Annotated in this window: 27 protein-coding genes; 21 read left to right on the top strand and 6 right to left on the bottom strand. The window is 50.2% G+C overall.

Annotation, left to right across the window (positions count from 1 at the left end):
• Positions 1 to 2 precede the first annotated feature (2 nt).
• The 14 genes from rplR to V6E55_RS22885 all read left to right on the top strand — a co-directional run bounded on the left by rplR (position 3) and on the right by V6E55_RS22885 (position 7160).
• Complete coding sequence (gene rplR / locus V6E55_RS22950) at positions 3 to 356, top strand: 50S ribosomal protein L18 (RefSeq protein ID WP_013099023.1); 354 nt, start codon at positions 3 to 5, stop codon at positions 354 to 356.
• Positions 357 to 370: 14 nt separating this feature from the next.
• Positions 371 to 871: a 30S ribosomal protein S5 gene (rpsE, locus tag V6E55_RS22945; RefSeq protein WP_003863299.1), complete on the top strand. Its 501-nt coding sequence runs from the start codon at positions 371 to 373 to the stop codon at positions 869 to 871.
• 6 nt (positions 872 to 877) lie between these two features.
• Positions 878 to 1057, top strand: coding sequence for a 50S ribosomal protein L30 (gene rpmD / locus V6E55_RS22940; protein ID WP_003863301.1), 180 nt, complete (start codon positions 878 to 880; stop codon positions 1055 to 1057).
• A 3-nt stretch (positions 1058 to 1060) separates the two neighbouring features.
• A complete protein-coding gene (rplO, locus tag V6E55_RS22935; RefSeq protein ID WP_003863304.1) occupies positions 1061 to 1495 on the top strand; it encodes a 50S ribosomal protein L15 in 435 nt (144 codons plus the stop codon).
• A 7-nt stretch (positions 1496 to 1502) separates the two neighbouring features.
• Positions 1503 to 2834: a preprotein translocase subunit SecY gene (gene secY / locus V6E55_RS22930; protein WP_003863305.1), complete on the top strand. Its 1332-nt coding sequence runs from the start codon at positions 1503 to 1505 to the stop codon at positions 2832 to 2834.
• Between the two features lie 31 nt (positions 2835 to 2865).
• A complete protein-coding gene (rpmJ, locus tag V6E55_RS22925) occupies positions 2866 to 2982 on the top strand; it encodes a 50S ribosomal protein L36 (protein ID WP_000868187.1) in 117 nt (38 codons plus the stop codon).
• 146 nt (positions 2983 to 3128) lie between these two features.
• The gene (gene rpsM / locus V6E55_RS22920) at positions 3129 to 3485 is read left to right on the top strand and encodes a 30S ribosomal protein S13 (RefSeq protein WP_003863308.1); all 357 of its coding nucleotides are present in this window, start codon (positions 3129 to 3131) and stop codon (positions 3483 to 3485) included.
• Positions 3486 to 3501: 16 nt separating this feature from the next.
• Positions 3502 to 3891 carry a 30S ribosomal protein S11 gene (rpsK, locus tag V6E55_RS22915; RefSeq protein ID WP_003863312.1) on the top strand — a complete coding sequence of 130 codons (390 nt, stop codon included), beginning with the start codon at positions 3502 to 3504 and terminating at the stop codon, positions 3889 to 3891.
• A 32-nt stretch (positions 3892 to 3923) separates the two neighbouring features.
• Positions 3924 to 4544, top strand: coding sequence for a 30S ribosomal protein S4 (rpsD, locus tag V6E55_RS22910; RefSeq protein WP_004868345.1), 621 nt, complete (start codon positions 3924 to 3926; stop codon positions 4542 to 4544).
• 25 nt (positions 4545 to 4569) lie between these two features.
• The gene (locus V6E55_RS22905; protein ID WP_002919219.1) at positions 4570 to 5559 is read left to right on the top strand and encodes a DNA-directed RNA polymerase subunit alpha; all 990 of its coding nucleotides are present in this window, start codon (positions 4570 to 4572) and stop codon (positions 5557 to 5559) included.
• 40 nt (positions 5560 to 5599) lie between these two features.
• Positions 5600 to 5983: a 50S ribosomal protein L17 gene (gene rplQ, locus V6E55_RS22900; protein ID WP_001216368.1), complete on the top strand. Its 384-nt coding sequence runs from the start codon at positions 5600 to 5602 to the stop codon at positions 5981 to 5983.
• 107 nt (positions 5984 to 6090) lie between these two features.
• Positions 6091 to 6459 carry a DUF1992 domain-containing protein gene (locus V6E55_RS22895; RefSeq protein WP_114980116.1) on the top strand — a complete coding sequence of 123 codons (369 nt, stop codon included), beginning with the start codon at positions 6091 to 6093 and terminating at the stop codon, positions 6457 to 6459.
• Between the two features lie 2 nt (positions 6460 to 6461).
• A complete protein-coding gene (gene zntR / locus V6E55_RS22890) occupies positions 6462 to 6887 on the top strand; it encodes a Zn(2+)-responsive transcriptional regulator (RefSeq protein ID WP_028018489.1) in 426 nt (141 codons plus the stop codon).
• A 57-nt stretch (positions 6888 to 6944) separates the two neighbouring features.
• Complete coding sequence (locus V6E55_RS22885; RefSeq protein ID WP_236921410.1) at positions 6945 to 7160, top strand: alternative ribosome-rescue factor A; 216 nt, start codon at positions 6945 to 6947, stop codon at positions 7158 to 7160.
• Here the strand turns inward: V6E55_RS22885 and mscL are convergent, their stop codons facing one another.
• The 5 genes from mscL to def form a co-directional block, all read right to left on the bottom strand.
• Positions 7161 to 7571, bottom strand: a complete 411-nt coding sequence (gene mscL, locus V6E55_RS22880; RefSeq protein WP_014072054.1) for a large-conductance mechanosensitive channel protein MscL — start codon at positions 7569 to 7571, stop codon at positions 7161 to 7163.
• Between the two features lie 146 nt (positions 7572 to 7717).
• On the bottom strand, positions 7718 to 9094 hold the full coding sequence (trkA, locus tag V6E55_RS22875; protein WP_013099016.1) for a Trk system potassium transporter TrkA: 1377 nt from the start codon (positions 9092 to 9094) through the stop codon (positions 7718 to 7720).
• Positions 9095 to 9116: 22 nt separating this feature from the next.
• Complete coding sequence (gene rsmB / locus V6E55_RS22870; RefSeq protein WP_114980118.1) at positions 9117 to 10403, bottom strand: 16S rRNA (cytosine(967)-C(5))-methyltransferase RsmB; 1287 nt, start codon at positions 10401 to 10403, stop codon at positions 9117 to 9119.
• 52 nt (positions 10404 to 10455) lie between these two features.
• Positions 10456 to 11403, bottom strand: a complete 948-nt coding sequence (gene fmt, locus V6E55_RS22865) for a methionyl-tRNA formyltransferase (protein WP_129994862.1) — start codon at positions 11401 to 11403, stop codon at positions 10456 to 10458.
• A 23-nt stretch (positions 11404 to 11426) separates the two neighbouring features.
• Positions 11427 to 11936: a peptide deformylase gene (gene def / locus V6E55_RS22860; RefSeq protein WP_028018484.1), complete on the bottom strand. Its 510-nt coding sequence runs from the start codon at positions 11934 to 11936 to the stop codon at positions 11427 to 11429.
• 127 nt (positions 11937 to 12063) lie between these two features.
• Between def and dprA the strand changes: the two genes are divergently transcribed.
• From dprA to V6E55_RS22830, 6 genes are read left to right on the top strand one after another with little or no spacing between them, the layout of a single operon-like run.
• Entirely contained in the window at positions 12064 to 13188 is a 1125-nt protein-coding gene (gene dprA, locus V6E55_RS22855; protein ID WP_316943982.1) for a DNA-protecting protein DprA, read from the top strand.
• The gene (gene smg, locus V6E55_RS22850) at positions 13160 to 13633 is read left to right on the top strand and encodes a DUF494 family protein Smg (RefSeq protein ID WP_008503477.1); all 474 of its coding nucleotides are present in this window, start codon (positions 13160 to 13162) and stop codon (positions 13631 to 13633) included. Before dprA ends, smg begins: the two co-directional genes overlap by 29 nt.
• A gap of 26 nt (positions 13634 to 13659) precedes the next feature.
• Positions 13660 to 14214: a DNA topoisomerase family protein gene (locus V6E55_RS22845; RefSeq protein ID WP_316943981.1), complete on the top strand. Its 555-nt coding sequence runs from the start codon at positions 13660 to 13662 to the stop codon at positions 14212 to 14214.
• Complete coding sequence (tsaC, locus tag V6E55_RS22840; RefSeq protein WP_236921415.1) at positions 14207 to 14779, top strand: L-threonylcarbamoyladenylate synthase type 1 TsaC; 573 nt, start codon at positions 14207 to 14209, stop codon at positions 14777 to 14779. Before V6E55_RS22845 ends, tsaC begins: the two co-directional genes overlap by 8 nt.
• Positions 14780 to 14783: 4 nt before the next feature.
• Positions 14784 to 15602 (top strand): shikimate dehydrogenase, encoded by an 819-nt coding sequence (aroE, locus tag V6E55_RS22835; protein ID WP_316943980.1) that lies wholly within the window; start codon positions 14784 to 14786, stop codon positions 15600 to 15602.
• Positions 15599 to 15847, top strand: a complete 249-nt coding sequence (locus tag V6E55_RS22830) for a DUF1488 domain-containing protein (RefSeq protein ID WP_114980124.1) — start codon at positions 15599 to 15601, stop codon at positions 15845 to 15847. Before aroE ends, V6E55_RS22830 begins: the two co-directional genes overlap by 4 nt.
• On the opposite strand, the gene V6E55_RS22825 is transcribed toward V6E55_RS22830, so the two are convergent.
• The gene (locus V6E55_RS22825; RefSeq protein ID WP_316943979.1) at positions 15823 to 16377 is read right to left on the bottom strand and encodes a gamma carbonic anhydrase family protein; all 555 of its coding nucleotides are present in this window, start codon (positions 16375 to 16377) and stop codon (positions 15823 to 15825) included. The two genes, V6E55_RS22830 and V6E55_RS22825, sit on opposite strands and share 25 nt — an antisense overlap.
• A gap of 10 nt (positions 16378 to 16387) precedes the next feature.
• On the opposite strand from V6E55_RS22825, the gene V6E55_RS22820 reads away from it, so the two are divergent.
• On the top strand, positions 16388 to 16624 hold a 237-nt coding region (locus V6E55_RS22820; RefSeq protein WP_316943978.1), incomplete at its 3' end, for a hypothetical protein.

The raw sequence follows: 16624 nt of genomic DNA, 5'->3' as shown, positions 1-16624 counted from the left end.
CTATGGATAAGAAATCTGCTCGTATCCGTCGTGCGACCCGCGCACGCCGCAAGCTCAAAGAGCTGGGTGCAACTCGCCTGGTGGTACATCGTACCCCGCGTCATATTTACGCACAGGTAATTGCACCGAACGGTTCTGAAGTTCTGGTAGCTGCTTCTACTGTAGAAAAAGCTATCGCAGAACAATTGAAGTACACCGGTAACAAAGACGCCGCTGCAGCTGTAGGTAAAGCTGTTGCTGAACGCGCTCTGGAAAAAGGCATCAGCAATGTTTCCTTTGACCGTTCCGGGTTCCAATATCATGGTCGTGTCCAGGCACTGGCAGATGCTGCCCGTGAAGCTGGCCTTCAGTTCTAAGGTAGAGGTGTAAGATGGCTCACATCGAAAAACAGGCTGGCGAACTGCAGGAAAAGCTGATCGCGGTAAACCGCGTATCTAAAACCGTTAAAGGTGGTCGTATTTTCTCCTTCACAGCTCTGACTGTAGTAGGTGATGGTAACGGTCGCGTTGGTTTTGGTTACGGTAAAGCGCGTGAAGTTCCAGCAGCGATCCAGAAAGCGATGGAAAAAGCCCGTCGCAACATGATTAACGTCGCGCTGAACAACGGCACCCTGCAGCACCCAGTTAAAGGTGTTCACACGGGTTCTCGTGTATTCATGCAGCCAGCTTCAGAAGGTACCGGTATCATCGCCGGTGGTGCAATGCGCGCCGTTCTGGAAGTTGCTGGAGTTCATAACGTTCTGGCTAAAGCATATGGTTCCACCAACCCGATCAACGTGGTTCGTGCAACTATTGATGGCCTGGAAAATATGAATTCTCCAGAAATGGTCGCTGCCAAGCGTGGTAAATCCGTTGAAGAAATTCTGGGGTAATTGACCATGGCAAAGACTATTAAAATCACTCAAACCCGCAGTGCAATCGGTCGTCTGCCGAAACACAAGGCAACGCTGCTTGGCCTGGGTCTGCGTCGTATTGGTCATACCGTTGAGCGCGAGGATACTCCTGCTGTTCGCGGTATGGTCAACGCGGTTTACTTCATGGTTAAAGTTGAGGAGTAAGAGATGCGTTTAAATACTCTGTCTCCGGCCGAAGGCTCTAAAAAGGCGGGTAAACGCCTGGGTCGTGGTATCGGTTCTGGCCTCGGTAAAACCGGTGGTCGTGGTCACAAAGGTCAGAACTCTCGTTCTGGCGGTGGCGTACGTCGCGGTTTCGAGGGTGGCCAGATGCCACTGTACCGTCGTCTGCCGAAGTTCGGCTTCACCTCTCGCAAAGCAGCGATCACAGCGGAAATCCGTCTGTCTGACCTGGCGAAAGTTGAAGGCGGCGTTGTAGACCTGAACACGCTGAAAGCAGCTAACATTATCGGTATCCAGATCGAGTTCGCGAAAGTGATCCTGGCTGGTGAAGTTTCTACTCCGGTAACTGTTCGTGGCCTGCGTGTTACTAAAGGTGCTCGTGCTGCTATCGAAGCTGCTGGCGGTAAAATTGAGGAATAAGTAGCAGATGGCTAAGCAACCGGGATTAGATTTTCAAAGTGCCAAAGGTGGATTTGGCGAGCTGAAACGCAGACTGCTGTTTGTTATCGGCGCGCTGATTGTGTTCCGTATTGGCTCTTTTATTCCGATCCCTGGTATCGATGCCGCTGTACTTGCCAAACTGCTTGAGCAACAGCGAGGCACCATCATTGAAATGTTCAACATGTTCTCTGGTGGTGCTCTCAGCCGTGCTTCTATCTTCGCTCTGGGTATTATGCCGTACATTTCGGCATCTATTATTATCCAGTTGCTGACGGTCGTTCATCCGGCCCTGGCAGAGTTGAAGAAAGAAGGGGAGTCTGGACGTCGTAAGATTAGTCAGTACACCCGTTACGGTACTCTGGTGCTGGCAATATTCCAGTCGATCGGTATTGCTACCGGTCTTCCGAATATGCCTGGTATGCAGGGCCTGGTATTAAACCCAGGCTTTGCATTCTATTTCACCGCTGTTGTTAGTCTGGTCACAGGGACAATGTTCCTGATGTGGCTCGGCGAACAGATTACTGAGCGTGGTATCGGTAACGGTATCTCAATCATTATCTTCGCCGGTATTGTTGCGGGCCTCCCGCCAGCCATCGCCCATACTATCGAGCAAGCGCGTCAAGGCGACCTGCACTTCCTCCTGTTGCTGTTGGTTGCAGTATTAGTATTTGCAGTGACGTTCTTTGTTGTCTTCGTTGAACGTGGTCAACGCCGCATTGTGGTGAACTACGCTAAACGTCAGCAAGGTCGTCGTGTCTATGCTGCACAGAGCACACATTTACCGCTGAAAGTGAATATGGCAGGGGTAATCCCGGCGATCTTCGCTTCCAGTATTATTCTGTTCCCGGCGACCATCGCGTCATGGTTCGGGGGCGGGACTGGTTGGAACTGGCTGACAACAATTTCGCTGTATTTGCAGCCTGGGCAACCACTTTATGTGTTACTCTATGCGTCTGCGATCATCTTCTTCTGTTTCTTCTACACGGCGTTGGTCTTCAACCCGCGTGAAACAGCAGATAACCTGAAGAAGTCCGGTGCATTTGTACCAGGAATTCGTCCGGGAGAGCAAACGGCGAAGTATATCGATAAAGTAATGACTCGCCTGACTTTGGTTGGTGCGCTTTATATTACTTTTATCTGCCTGATCCCGGAGTTCATGCGTGATGCAATGAAAGTACCGTTCTACTTCGGTGGAACCTCACTGCTTATCGTTGTTGTCGTGATTATGGACTTTATGGCTCAAGTGCAAACTCTGATGATGTCCAGTCAGTACGAGTCTGCATTGAAGAAGGCGAACCTGAAAGGCTACGGCCGCTAATTGGTCGCCTGAGAAGTTACGGAGAGTAAAAATGAAAGTTCGTGCTTCCGTCAAGAAATTATGCCGTAACTGCAAAATCGTTAAGCGTGATGGTGTCATCCGTGTGATTTGCAGTGCCGAGCCGAAGCATAAACAGCGCCAAGGCTGATTATTTCGCATATTTTTCTTGCAAAGTTGGGTTGAGCTGGCTAGATTAGCCAGCCAATCTTTTGTATGTCTGTACGTTTCCATTTGAGTATCCTGAAAACGGGCTTTTCAGCATGGTGCGTACATATTAAATAGTAGGAGTGCATAGTGGCCCGTATAGCAGGCATTAACATTCCTGATCAGAAACATGCTGTGATCGCATTAACTTCGATCTACGGCGTCGGCAAGACCCGTTCTAAAGCCATTCTGGCTGCAGCGGGTATCGCTGAAGATGTTAAGATCAGTGAGCTGTCTGAAGAACAAATCGACACGCTGCGTGACGAAGTTGCCAAATTTGTCGTTGAAGGTGATCTGCGCCGTGAAATCAGCATGAGCATCAAGCGCCTGATGGATCTTGGTTGCTATCGCGGTTTGCGTCATCGTCGTGGTCTGCCAGTGCGCGGTCAGCGTACTAAGACCAACGCACGTACCCGTAAGGGTCCGCGCAAACCGATCAAGAAATAATCGGGGTGATTGAATAATGGCAAAGGCACCAGTTCGTGCACGTAAACGTGTAAGAAAACAAGTCTCTGACGGCGTGGCTCATATCCATGCTTCTTTCAACAACACCATCGTTACTATTACTGATCGTCAGGGTAACGCATTGGGTTGGGCAACAGCCGGTGGTTCCGGTTTCCGTGGTTCTCGCAAATCCACTCCGTTCGCAGCTCAGGTTGCAGCAGAGCGTTGCGCTGAAGCCGTAAAAGAATACGGCATCAAGAATCTGGAAGTTATGGTTAAAGGTCCGGGTCCGGGTCGTGAATCTACTGTTCGCGCTCTGAACGCCGCTGGTTTCCGCATCACTAATATTACTGATGTGACTCCGATCCCTCATAACGGTTGTCGTCCGCCGAAAAAACGTCGCGTATAACGCTCGTTTTTTAGGTTAGTTGGAGATAGAAAATGGCAAGATATTTGGGTCCTAAGCTCAAGCTGAGCCGTCGTGAGGGCACCGACTTATTCCTTAAGTCTGGCGTTCGCGCGATCGATACCAAGTGTAAAATTGAACAAGCTCCTGGCCAGCACGGTGCGCGTAAACCGCGTCTGTCTGACTATGGTGTGCAGTTGCGTGAAAAGCAAAAAGTTCGCCGTATGTACGGTGTGCTGGAGCGTCAGTTCCGTAACTACTATAAAGAAGCAGCACGTCTGAAAGGCAACACGGGTGAAAACCTGCTGGCTCTGCTGGAAGGTCGTCTGGACAACGTTGTATACCGTATGGGCTTCGGCGCTACTCGTGCTGAATCACGTCAGCTGGTTAGCCACAAAGCAATCATGGTAAACGGTCGTGTTGTTAACATCGCTTCTTATCAGGTTAAAGCGAATGACGTTGTTAGCATTCGTGAGAAAGCGAAAAAGCAATCTCGCGTGAAGGCCGCTCTGGAGCTGGCTGAGCAGCGTGAAAAGCCAACCTGGCTGGAAGTTGATGCTGGCAAGATGGAAGGTACGTTCAAGCGTCAGCCAGAACGTTCTGATCTGTCTGCGGACATTAACGAACACCTGATCGTCGAGCTTTACTCCAAGTAAAGCTTAGTACCAAAGAGAGGACACAATGCAGGGTTCTGTGACAGAGTTTCTAAAACCGCGCCTGGTAGATATCGAGCAAGTGAGTTCGACGCACGCCAAGGTGACCCTTGAGCCTTTAGAGCGTGGCTTTGGCCATACTCTGGGTAACGCACTGCGCCGTATTCTGCTCTCATCGATGCCGGGTTGCGCGGTGACCGAGGTTGAGATTGATGGTGTACTTCATGAGTACAGCACCAAAGAAGGCGTTCAGGAAGATATCCTTGAAATCCTGCTCAACCTGAAAGGGCTGGCGGTGAGAGTTCAGGGTAAAGATGAAGTTATTCTTACTCTGAATAAATCTGGCATTGGCCCTGTGACTGCAGCCGACATCACCCACGACGGTGATGTTGAAATCGTCAAGCCGCAGCACGTGATCTGCCACCTGACCGATGAGAACGCAGCTATTAGCATGCGTATCAAAGTTCAGCGCGGTCGTGGTTATGTGCCGGCTTCTGCCCGAATTCATTCGGAAGAAGATGAGCGCCCAATCGGCCGTCTGCTGGTCGACGCATGCTACAGCCCTGTAGAGCGTATTGCCTACAATGTTGAAGCAGCGCGTGTAGAACAGCGTACCGACCTGGACAAGCTGGTCATCGAAATGGAAACCAACGGCACAATCGATCCTGAAGAGGCGATTCGTCGTGCGGCAACCATCCTGGCAGAACAACTGGAAGCTTTCGTTGACTTACGTGATGTTCGTCAGCCGGAAGTGAAAGAAGAGAAACCAGAATTCGATCCGATCCTGCTGCGCCCTGTTGACGATCTCGAATTGACTGTCCGCTCTGCTAACTGCCTCAAGGCAGAAGCTATCCACTATATCGGTGATCTGGTACAGCGTACCGAGGTTGAGTTGCTGAAAACGCCGAACCTGGGTAAAAAATCTCTTACTGAGATTAAAGACGTGCTGGCTTCACGTGGTCTGTCTCTGGGTATGCGCCTGGAAAACTGGCCACCAGCTAGTATTGCTGACGAGTAACCGGATCACAGGTTAAGGTTTTACTGAGAAGGATAAGGTCATGCGCCATCGTAAGAGTGGTCGTCAACTGAACCGCAACAGCAGCCATCGCCAGGCTATGTTCCGCAACATGGCAGGTTCACTGGTTCGTCATGAGATCATCAAGACGACCCTGCCTAAAGCGAAAGAGCTGCGTCGCGTAGTTGAGCCGCTGATTACTCTTGCCAAGACTGACAGCGTTGCTAATCGTCGTCTGGCATTCGCCCGTACTCGTGATAACGAGATCGTGGCAAAACTGTTTAACGAACTGGGCCCGCGTTTTGCGAGCCGTGCCGGTGGTTACACTCGCATTCTGAAGTGTGGCTTCCGTGCAGGCGACAACGCGCCGATGGCTTACATCGAGCTGGTTGATCGTTCAGAGAAAGCAGAAGCTGCTGCAGAGTAATCTGTAGTAACGTAAAAAAACCCGCCTCGGCGGGTTTTTTTATATCCGGTATATCCCCACTTCTCTACAATGTCTGTATCAAATCTGTTCTTTCCCTGGAGCTAATAATGTGGTTGCTCGATCAGTGGGCAGAACGCCATATTCGCGATGCCCAAAAAAAAGGTGAATTTGATGATCTTCCAGGAAGTGGTGCTCCCCTTGTGCTGGAAGACGATTCGCACATCGCGCCAGAATTACGTGCAGGATATCGATTACTGAAAAATGCAGGTTGTCTTCCTCCTGAACTCGAACAGCGCAGGGAGGCGGTTGAGCTTGCTGATCTACTCAAAGGTATCCGTCAGGACGATCCTCGACATTCTGAACTTACCCGTCGGCTCGCACTGATTGAACTTAAGCTTCGCCAGGCGGGAATGAATACTGACTTTCTGCACGGTGAATACGGCGAAAGATTGATGCATAAAATAAACGAGGAATAGTTATGTACCGTATCGGTGAACTTGCAAAGCTCGCGAACGTAACACCGGATACCATCCGATACTATGAAAAGCAGCAGATGATTGATCATGAAGTTCGCACTGAGGGTGGTTTTCGCCTTTATACCGATAACGATCTACAACGTCTGCGGTTTATTCGTTATGCGCGACAGCTTGGTTTCACACTGGATTCGATCCGCGAGTTATTATCGATCCGTATTGATCCGGAACATCATACCTGCCAGGAGTCGAAGAGTATTGTTCAGGCTCGCCTGGACGAGGTTGAAGCGCGCATTCAGGAGTTGCAGACTATGCAGCGTTCTTTACAAAGGCTGAATGACGCTTGCTGTGGAACGGCGCACAGCAGCATCTATTGTTCAATTCTGGAAGCCCTTGAACAGGGGGCCAGTGGAGAAATGGAGGGCAGTTGATTTTTTGTCCGCCCGGATCTAGACTTCCGTCGACATTAACCATGCTCAGGAGAAATTATGAGCCGCTATCAGCATACGAAGGGACAAATCAAAGATAACGCTATTGAAGCTCTACTACACGACCCGCTCTTCAGACAGCGCGTCGAGAAAAGTAAAAAAGGGAAGGGAAGTTATCTGCGTAAAGACAAACATGCAAAACGGGGTAACTGGGAGGCCAGTGGCAAACAAGCGGATTGCTTTTTTACCACTGGCCTTCTTGCTTTTAGTTTCTGATCAAGAGCGATTATTCTGCTCTTTTAACAGATCGCGAATCTCTGTCAGCAAAACTTCTTCTTTTGTAGGTGCTGGCGCTGCTGCAGGTTCTTCTTTTTTACGATTTAGCTTGTTGATAAGCTTGATGGCCATAAAAATTGCAAACGCCACAATTACAAAGTCGAATATGTTCTGAATGAACACACCGTAATGCATTACAACCGCCGGGACATCGCCCTGTGCATCCCGAAGTGTGACGGCAAATTGTTTGAAATCAATGCCCCCGATTAATAAACCCAACGGTGGCATGATAATGTCGGCTACCAATGATGAGACGATCTTACCGAATGCCGCACCAATAATGACACCCACTGCCAAATCTACTACATTCCCGCGCATCGCAAATTCGCGAAATTCTTTAATAAAACTCATTATGCTCTCCTTGTGCCAGCTGACGATTATAAGTTTAACAAATGATTAGCTATTTGCCATTGGGGATAAATAATCGTTATGAAAAATAAAAGGCATGTTAAATAGAGGGATTATGTTCAGGTGCTCTTTGAGGAGCACCTGAATGATTACAGGAAGAATGGACTCGGCTGGAACAGGCGTTCGACATCGGTAATAAATTTTTTATCGGTAAGGAACATAATAACGTGGTCCCCTTGCTCGATACGTAAATTATCATTGGCAATCATGACATCATTCCCACGTACCACGGCCCCGATAATTGTCCCCGGTGGAAGTTTAATCTCATCAATGGCACGGCCCACAACGCGTGATGTGGTTTCATCGCCATGAGCTACGGCTTCAATGGCTTCTGCTACGCCGCGACGCAGAGATGAAACGCCGACAATATCCGCTTTGCGAACATGGCTCAGGAGTGCGGAAATAGTCGCTTGCTGTGGCGAAATGGCGATATCAATGACACTCCCCTGAACAAGGTCAACATAAGCCCGGCGCTGAATAAGCACCATCACCTTTTTTGCCCCCATTCGTTTGGCGAGCATGGCTGACATAATATTTGCTTCATCGTCGTTGGTGACGGCAATAAACAGATCAACCTGATCAATATGTTCTTCAGCCAGTAGTTCCTGATCCGATGCATCGCCATAAAATACGATCGTGTTCTGCAACTTTTCTGCCAGTTCAGAAGCTCGTTGCTGATCTCGTTCGATCAATTTCACGCTGTAATCTTTTTCCAGTCTACGCGCCAGGCCAGCACCGATATTGCCACCACCGACCAGCATAATACGTTTATATGGCTTCTCGAGACGCTGAAGTTCACTCATCACTGCGCGAATATGCTGAGAGGCCGCAATAAAGAAGACCTCATCGCCGGCTTCAACAATCGTGGAGCCTTGGGGACGAATAGGTCTGTCGTGGCGGAAAATGGCTGCGACACGAGTATCAATATGCGGCATATGCTCACGCATTGTGGAGAGCGCATTGCCGATTAATGGCCCACCGTAATAGGCCTTAACCACTGCAAGACTCACTTTACCTTCGGCAAAGTTCACTACCTGCAGTGCGCCAGGATATTCGATCAGGCGATAGATATTGTCGATAACCAGTTGTTCTGGCGCAATGAGATGGTCAATCGGTACTGCTTCTGAATTGAACAGTTTCTCTGCATCACGAACATAGTCAGGAGAGCGAATGCGCGCGATTCGGTTTGGTGTGTTGAAAAGTGAGTAAGCCACCTGACAAGCAACCATATTGGTTTCGTCAGAGCTGGTTACTGCAACCAGCATGTCGGCATCATCGGCACCCGCTTCACGAAGGACTCGCGGATGCGAGCCGTGACCCTGCACAACACGAAGGTCAAACTTGTCCTGCAACACGCGCAGCCGATCGCCGTTGGTATCAACAATTGTGATGTCGTTGTTTTCGCCAACCAGGTTCTCTGCCAGCGTTCCACCAACCTGTCCTGCGCCCAGAATGATTATCTTCATATCTCGTGACCTGTTCTCAACATCACTCTTTGATTAGCTTAGCGTAAAAGAAGCCATCACCCTCTTCTGCACCAGGCAGGTTCTGCTGACCGGGGCATTCAGGTGTCCCCGTATCTCTTAACGCAGCGTCCGGAGTACGTTTAAGGAAAGCCGCAATTTGCTGGCTGTTCTCTTCCGGAAGTATGGAACACGTCGCATAGACCAGTGTTCCGCCAGGTTTCAGATGTGGCCAGATAGCATCAAGAATGTCGGATTGCAGCTGGGCAAGTTCCTTAATATCACGGTCACGACGCAGCCACTTAATATCCGGATGACGGCGAATAACACCGGTTGCTGAGCAGGGAGCGTCCAGCAAAATCCGATCAAATTTCGTCTCGCCACACCATTCTGCGGGTTTGCGCCCATCACCTTGCTTAACCTGCGCCTTCATACCCAGACGTTTCAGGTTGTCGTAGACGCGTGAAAGACGTTGTTCATCAACGTCCACTGCCAATACGCTGGCCTGAGGCGCAACTTCCAGAATATGCGTGGTTTTGCCTCCTGGCGCGGCGCAGAGATCGAGGATCTGCTCTCCATTTTTGGGTTCAAGCCAGGTCATGCAACCCTGAGCAGAGGCATCCTGTACTGTTACCCAGCCTTCGTCAAAACCGGGTAATGCATGTACCGGTGCAGGCGATGCTAAACGTACGGCATCAGGATAGGCGTCATGTGTGAAGCCGTTCATTCCAGCCTCTTCAAGCAAGGCCAGCCAGGCATCGCGAGAATGATGATTACGATTCACGCGCAACCACATAGGCGGGCGCTGGTTATTGGCTTCGGCAATGTCCTGCCACTGCTGCGGATAAGCTTTTTTCAGGCGATTCAGAAGCCATTCCGGGTGCAGGAAACGTGTTTCACTTTGAGCAAACTCAGCAAGAAGCTCTTCCTGCTGTCGCTGGAACTGACGCAGTACTCCGTTGATCAGACCTTTCAGTTGGGGACGTTTGATCGCAACAGCACCTTCCACTGTCTCAGCCAGAGCGGCATGAGGTGGAATACGGGTATGAAGAAGCTGATAGAAACCTACCATAATCAAATAATGTACGGTACGTTGCTTGCCGGTCATTGGCCGCGACATCAGCTTATTAATCAACCACTCAAGCTGAGAAAGGGTGCGCAGGACGCCAAAGCAGAGCTCCTGAAGCAGGGCTTTGTCTTTATCAGAGACTTTTTGTTGCAGTGGAGGCAGGACGTTACTCAAAGACTGGCCCTGCTCGATAACCTGCTCAACGGCCTGAGCCGCCATACTGCGTAGATTTTGTTTTTTCATAACCGTAAAAATAAAAATGCCCGGAAACTCCGGGCCTTAAGAATAAATTTGTTCAGGCAAGACGATTGCCAGGGATAAACCATTCGCGACGGGAATTTAACAGGTCCTGAGCACTCATGGCTTTCTTACCGGCCGGTTGCAGCGATTCAAGATTCAGGATCCCTTGCGCTGTCGCCACCTGGATACCGTTCTTGCTGGCATCAATAATCGTACCGGGTTCAGCCGTGGTATTACCGCTAATGACGGAGGCTTTCCAGACTTTCACTGGCTGCTCATCGATCTCCATCCAGCTCATTGGCCATGGATTAAACGCGCGAATGCAGCGTTCGAGTTGAGCCGCTGACAGGGTCCAGTCTATTCGCGCTTCTTCTTTGCTCAGCTTTTCGGCATAGGTGACCAGCGCTTCATCCTGAACTTCAGGTTGCGCTGTATTATCCGCAAGCTGTTGCAGCGTCTCGATGAGACCCTGAGGGCCAAGGTCCGCCAGCTTGTCGTACAGTGTTGCGCTGGTGTCTTCTGCGGTAATTGGGCAGGCGAGTTTATACAGCATGTCGCCAGTGTCTAAACCTACGTCCATCTTCATGATAGTGACGCCAGTCTCTGCATCACCTGCCCATAAAGAACGCTGGATAGGCGCGGCGCCACGCCAGCGAGGCAGCAGAGAACCGTGCACATTTACACAGCCCAGGCGAGGCATATCAAGAACAGCTTTTGGCAGAATTAAACCGTAAGCCACTACCACCATCACGTCGGCATTCAGGTCAGCAACAAGTTGCTGGTTTTCCGGTGAACGTAGGGAGGCTGGCTGGAATACAGGTAATCCATGTTCTTCAGCCAACACTTTTACCGGGCTTGGCATCAGCTTTTTGCCACGGCCAGCCGGACGATCTGGTTGAGTAAATACACCCACAACCTGGTGACCAGAAGATAACAGCGCGTCAAGATGACGCGCTGCAAAATCAGGTGTTCCTGCAAAGATAATACGTAGCGATTTAGACACGTTATTCCTTGTATCCCGGGATGTTATGCACGAGAGCGCATACGATCCAGTTTCTCTACTTTCTGGCGAATACGCTGTTGTTTCAGGGGTGAGAGGTAATCGATAAACAGTTTACCGACCAGGTGATCCATCTCATGCTGAATACAAATCGCCAGCAGGTCGTCTGCTTCCAGCTCGAACGGATTACCGTCACGATCCAGAGCGCGAATTTTCACTTTTTCGGCACGCGGCACTAAAGCGCGCTGTTCCGGAATGGACAGACAGCCTTCCTCAATACCTGTTTCGCCACTTTTCTCAAGCAACTCAGGATTGATCAGCACCAGACGACCATCGCGATTTTCAGAAACGTCGATCACGATAATGCGCTTGTGAATGTCGACCTGAGTCGCCGCAAGGCCAATGCCTTCTTCGGCGTACATGGTATCGAACATATCATCTACGATACGCTGAATTTCTGCATTCACTTCTTTAACCGGTTCAGCGACGATGCGAAGGCGCTCGTCCGGAATATGTAACACTTGCAAAACTGCCATAAATTTCCAGAGTCGTGTTCAGGAGTTGATAACAATAATACCTCTATTCTAGACAAATCCCCCATTGATTGACAGCATCAGTGACCAATCGCAATGATTGCGGAGGCCGCTTATGGCAGGGGAAAGGATGACATCTACCGAGATATGGTTACGGTTAATACATACAGGGTCTCTTTGTGGCGATGCAATGCTGGAAGCCGCGGCACAGCTACAGAAGCAGACTAGCCTGGATGTTCCTGTTCTCAGAAACACCGGACTGACAGCAAAGCAAGCTGAACGGTTCTTTGCTCAAGATGAAAGTGGGCTGGAACGCAGCCTGAAGTGGCTTGAGCAGCCGGGCAATCATTTATTGACGGCGCGTGATCCGCTTTATCCTCCCTTGCTTCGAACGATTCCCGATTATCCGGGGGCATTATTCGTAAAAGGCAACCCTGAGGCGCTTAACACTATCCAGTTGGCTGTTGTGGGTAGCCGTGCGCCGTCATGGTACGGAGAGCGATGGGGGAGAATTCTGTGCGAGCAGCTTTCTCAAAGCGGGTTCACGATCACCAGCGGGCTGGCCTGTGGTATTGATGGCGTTGCCCACAACGCTGCGCTGTCAGTAAAAGGCTGTAGTGTAGCCGTGTTGGGGAACGGTCTTTTTAGCATTTATCCTCGTCGGCATCAGGCTTTGGCTATGCGTCTCATCGAATCTGGCGGTGCGATAGTGTCTGAGTTTCCCCTTTCGGCGCAGCCCAGACCGGCAAACTTTCCCCGTCGTAATCGAATTATCAGCGGGTTAAGCCAGGGGGTATTGGTGGTTGAAGCGGCACTGCGAAGCGGCTCGTTGGTCACAGCTCGGTGCGCGCTCGAACAGGGGAGAGAAGTTTTTGCCTTGCCCGGTCCAATAGGTAACCCCGGATGCGAAGGGCCGCACTGGCTGATAAAGCAAGGTGCAACACCGGTAACGGAAGTAGGGGACATTCTTGAAAATTTGCAATATGGGTTGCAATGGCTACAGGAAGATCCCGAAAAGCGACAATATTCATCAGATCAGGGAAAGGTGGCATTGCCATTTCCCAAGCTCCTGGCTAACGTAGGAGATGAGGTAACACCTGTTGACGTTGTCGCTGAACGTGCCGGCCAACCTGTGCCAGTAACGGTAGCACAGCTACTCGAACTGGAGTTAGCAGGGTGGATCGCAGCTGTACCCGGCGGCTATGTCCGATTAAGGAGGGCATGCCATGTTCGACGTACTGATGTATTTGTTTGAGACTTACATCCATAACGAAGCAGAAATGCGAGTGGATCAGGACAAATTGACACAGGATCTTACCGATGCGGGGTTTGAGCGGGAAGATATCTATAATGCGTTGATGTGGCTGGAAAAGTTGGCTGATTATCAGGAAGGCCTCGCCGAACCTATGCAGCTTGCTTCTGACCCATTGTCTGTACGCATCTATACCGCTGAAGAGTGTGAAAGGCTGGACGCCAGCTGCCGGGGATTCATTTTATTCCTTGAGCAGATTCAGGTGCTAAACCTCGAAACGAGAGAAATGGTGATAGAGCGCGTCATGGCGCTGGATACAGCAGAATTTGAACTGGAAGACCTCAAATGGGTGATTCTGATGGTGCTGTTTAATATCCCGGGCTGTGAAAATGCCTATCAGCAGATGGAAGAATTACTCTTTGAAGTGAATGAAGGTATGCTGCATTAATTCAATATGCAGCACCAAGAGTTGTTATGGCCAAATCAGCACTATTCACGGTGCATAAAAATGAGCCCTGCCCGCAGTGCGGGGCTGAACTTGTTATTCGGTCCGGGAAACACGGCCCGTTTCTCGGTTGTTCACAGTATCCGGAATGTGATTATGTCCGTCCCCTGAAAAGCCAGGCGGACGGACATATCGTTAAAATTCTGGAGGGACAGTTTTGCCCTCTCTGCGGCGGCGAGTTAGCGCTGCGTCAGGGGCGTTTCGGCATGTTCATTGGATGTAGCCGTTACCCCGAATGCGAACATACAGAACAAATTGATAAACCGGATGAAACGGCTATTGCTTGTCCTCAATGCCTACGTGGGCAACTGGTACAGCGTCGTTCTCGTTTTGGAAAGACCTTCCATTCTTGTGATCGCTACCCTGAATGCCAGTTCGTTATCAATTTCAAACCGGTAGCGGGCGTCTGCACTCATTGCAATTATCCGCTACTTATTGAGAAGAAAACGGCGCAAGGTATGAAACGCTTCTGCGCCAGTAAACAATGTGGAAAGCCGGTTTCGGCGGATCAAAATAGTGAATAATAACCTGCCATCAGGCTCCATTGCGCATGCGGTGGATGTCCTGAAAAACGAAGAAGTCATCGCCTATCCAACTGAAGCTGTCTTTGGGGTCGGTTGCGATCCCGATAGCGAGACGGCCGTTGGCCGATTACTGGCACTCAAACAGAGGCCCGTCGAAAAAGGGCTGATTTTAATCGCTGCCAATTATGAACAACTAAAGCCTTATATTGATGATTCCATGCTAACACCGGCTCAGCGGGAGACTATTTTCTCCGCATGGCCTGGGCCTGTGACCTTTGTTTTTCCGGCGCAACCTACGACACCGCGCTGGTTAACCGGAAAATTTGATTCCCTCGCCGTCCGCGTCACCGACCATCCGCTGGTGGTAGAACTGTGTCTGGCGTTTGGCAAACCGCTGGTTTCAACCAGTGCCAACCTGACCGGACTGCCTCCGTGCCGAACAACTGAAGAAGTACTGGCGCAATTCGGTAGTGATTTCCCGGTAGCATTGGGTGAAACGGGTGGTCGACTGAATCCGTCGGAAATCCGCGACGCTTTGACCGGCGAACGTTTTCGCCAGGGGTAATGTGATGGAAGCTTATGCTGTTTTTGGTAACCCGATAGCGCACAGTAAGTCACCCTGGATCCATCAGCAGTTTGCTGACCAGCTCCAGATAGTTCATCCCTATGGCCGCGTGCTGGCACCTGTTGACGCATTTGTTCCAACCCTGAATGCTTTTTTCGACGCGGGCGGTAAAGGTGCAAATGTGACGGTACCTTTTAAAGAAGAAGCTTTTGAACGCGCGGATGAACTGACTGAACGTGCTTCTCTTGCCGGTGCCGTGAATACGCTAAAACGGCTTGAGGATGGGCGGTTGCTTGGCGACAACACGGATGGTATCGGGTTGCTTAGCGATCTGGAAAGACTGTCATTTATTAAACCGGGTTTTCGAATTCTACTGATAGGCGCGGGCGGGGCTTCTCGTGGCGTACTGCTTCCTCTTTTATCTTTTGATTGTGCTGTGACGATTACCAACCGCACTTTTTCCAGAGCAGAAGCGTTAGCGGGGTTGTTCGCACATACCGGCAGTGTAAGCGCAGTTGCGCTTGATGATCTGGCAGGTCACGAGTTCGATCTGATCATTAATGCCACCTCTAGCGGCATCGGTGGCGAAGTTCCGGCGATCCCTTCTTCACTGGTGAGTCACCACATCTATTTCTACGACATGTTTTATCAGAAAGGGAAGACACCTTTCCTGAACTGGTGTGAACAACACGGTGCGAAGCATCTGGCGGATGGACTAGGTATGCTGGTGGGGCAGGCGGCGCATGCAGTGCTGCTTTGGCACGGAGTGTTACCAGCGGTCGAACCGGTGATTGAAAAGCTGAAGCAGGAACTGACTGAGTGAACCAGGCAATTCATTTTCCTGACAGAGAAGTCTGGGATGAGAGCAAACACGCTGTCTGTTTTCCGGTGCTGGTGCACGGGATGCAATTGACCTGTGCGATCGGCGGAGAAACGTTGCTGAGTCGCTTTGGCGGTTCTAATCCACTAGACGTATTTTGTGAAAATCGCTGGGATCTCGAAGAAGAAGCCAGCGATTTGATCCGCGATCAACAGGAAGACGATCAGGGCTGGGTCTGGTTGTCCTGAGCCAGATACTCATCTTTCCATTTCACATAGTTATTCGCTGAGTATTTCAACCCTTCAATTTCCGCCTCTTTTAAGGGGCGGATCTGTTTCACCGGGCTACCTAAATAGAGATAACCGCTTTCCAGACGTTTGTTTTGCGGGACAAGGCTTCCGGCGCCAATCATTACGTCGTCTTCTACTATCACACCATCCAGCAAAATCGACCCCATCCCCACAAGTACCCGATTACCGATAGTGCAGCCGTGAAGCATCACTTTATGGCCGACGGTAACATCCTCTCCAATGATGAGGGGATTGCCCTCCGGGTTGTATGAGGATTTGTGTGTGACATGCAAAATACTACCATCCTGAATATTGGTACGGGCACCAATCGACACGAAGTTGACATCCCCCCTGATGGCGACAAGTGGCCAGATACTGACGTCAGCGGCAATTCTCACATCACCAATGACCACGCTGCTGGCATCGATCATCACGCGATCGCCTTTTTTGGGGAACAGATCTTTATAAGGACGTAATACTGCGGGCATATCTACCTCTATGGATGAGCGCTATACAGAAGACTTTGATCATATTATTGGATCGAGGCAAGGTAAAATGCGTCAATATTTAAGCAGATCGGGTGGGTTTTCAGCGAAAAGCGCGGAAAATCGACAGTCGGAAAAAAAGATCCAAAAAGTACTTGTGCTAAAAAATGGGATCCCTATAATGCGCCTCCATCGACACGGCGGATGTGAATCACTTCACAAACAACCCGGTCGGTTGAAGAGAAAAAAT

It is taken from the genome of Enterobacter sp. 342 (assembly GCF_036663495.1).
In the GTDB taxonomy this organism is placed as follows: domain Bacteria; phylum Pseudomonadota; class Gammaproteobacteria; order Enterobacterales; family Enterobacteriaceae; genus Enterobacter.
This window is presented reverse-complemented; position numbering and strand designations above follow the sequence as displayed.

Bases quoted from the DNA above. Each gene is read 5' to 3' on its own strand.
- rplR (WP_013099023.1), top strand. From the start codon at position 3: ATGGATAAGAAATCTGCTCGTATCCGTCGTGCGACCCGCGCACGCCGC.
- rpsE (WP_003863299.1), top strand. From the start codon at position 371: ATGGCTCACATCGAAAAACAGGCTGGCGAACTGCAGGAAAAGCTGATC.
- rpmD (WP_003863301.1), top strand. From the start codon at position 878: ATGGCAAAGACTATTAAAATCACTCAAACCCGCAGTGCAATCGGTCGT.
- rplO (WP_003863304.1), top strand. From the start codon at position 1,061: ATGCGTTTAAATACTCTGTCTCCGGCCGAAGGCTCTAAAAAGGCGGGT.
- secY (WP_003863305.1), top strand. From the start codon at position 1,503: ATGGCTAAGCAACCGGGATTAGATTTTCAAAGTGCCAAAGGTGGATTT.
- rpmJ (WP_000868187.1), top strand. From the start codon at position 2,866: ATGAAAGTTCGTGCTTCCGTCAAGAAATTATGCCGTAACTGCAAAATC.
- rpsK (WP_003863312.1), top strand. From the start codon at position 3,502: ATGGCAAAGGCACCAGTTCGTGCACGTAAACGTGTAAGAAAACAAGTC.
- rpsD (WP_004868345.1), top strand. From the start codon at position 3,924: ATGGCAAGATATTTGGGTCCTAAGCTCAAGCTGAGCCGTCGTGAGGGC.
- V6E55_RS22905 (WP_002919219.1), top strand. From the start codon at position 4,570: ATGCAGGGTTCTGTGACAGAGTTTCTAAAACCGCGCCTGGTAGATATC.
- rplQ (WP_001216368.1), top strand. From the start codon at position 5,600: ATGCGCCATCGTAAGAGTGGTCGTCAACTGAACCGCAACAGCAGCCAT.
- V6E55_RS22895 (WP_114980116.1), top strand. From the start codon at position 6,091: ATGTGGTTGCTCGATCAGTGGGCAGAACGCCATATTCGCGATGCCCAA.
- zntR (WP_028018489.1), top strand. From the start codon at position 6,462: ATGTACCGTATCGGTGAACTTGCAAAGCTCGCGAACGTAACACCGGAT.
- V6E55_RS22885 (WP_236921410.1), top strand. From the start codon at position 6,945: ATGAGCCGCTATCAGCATACGAAGGGACAAATCAAAGATAACGCTATT.
- mscL (WP_014072054.1), bottom strand. From the start codon at position 7,571: ATGAGTTTTATTAAAGAATTTCGCGAATTTGCGATGCGCGGGAATGTA.
- trkA (WP_013099016.1), bottom strand. From the start codon at position 9,094: ATGAAGATAATCATTCTGGGCGCAGGACAGGTTGGTGGAACGCTGGCA.
- rsmB (WP_114980118.1), bottom strand. From the start codon at position 10,403: ATGAAAAAACAAAATCTACGCAGTATGGCGGCTCAGGCCGTTGAGCAG.
- def (WP_028018484.1), bottom strand. From the start codon at position 11,936: ATGGCAGTTTTGCAAGTGTTACATATTCCGGACGAGCGCCTTCGCATC.
- dprA (WP_316943982.1), top strand. From the start codon at position 12,064: ATGACATCTACCGAGATATGGTTACGGTTAATACATACAGGGTCTCTT.
- smg (WP_008503477.1), top strand. From the start codon at position 13,160: ATGTTCGACGTACTGATGTATTTGTTTGAGACTTACATCCATAACGAA.
- V6E55_RS22845 (WP_316943981.1), top strand. From the start codon at position 13,660: ATGGCCAAATCAGCACTATTCACGGTGCATAAAAATGAGCCCTGCCCG.
- aroE (WP_316943980.1), top strand. From the start codon at position 14,784: ATGGAAGCTTATGCTGTTTTTGGTAACCCGATAGCGCACAGTAAGTCA.
- V6E55_RS22825 (WP_316943979.1), bottom strand. From the start codon at position 16,377: ATGCCCGCAGTATTACGTCCTTATAAAGATCTGTTCCCCAAAAAAGGC.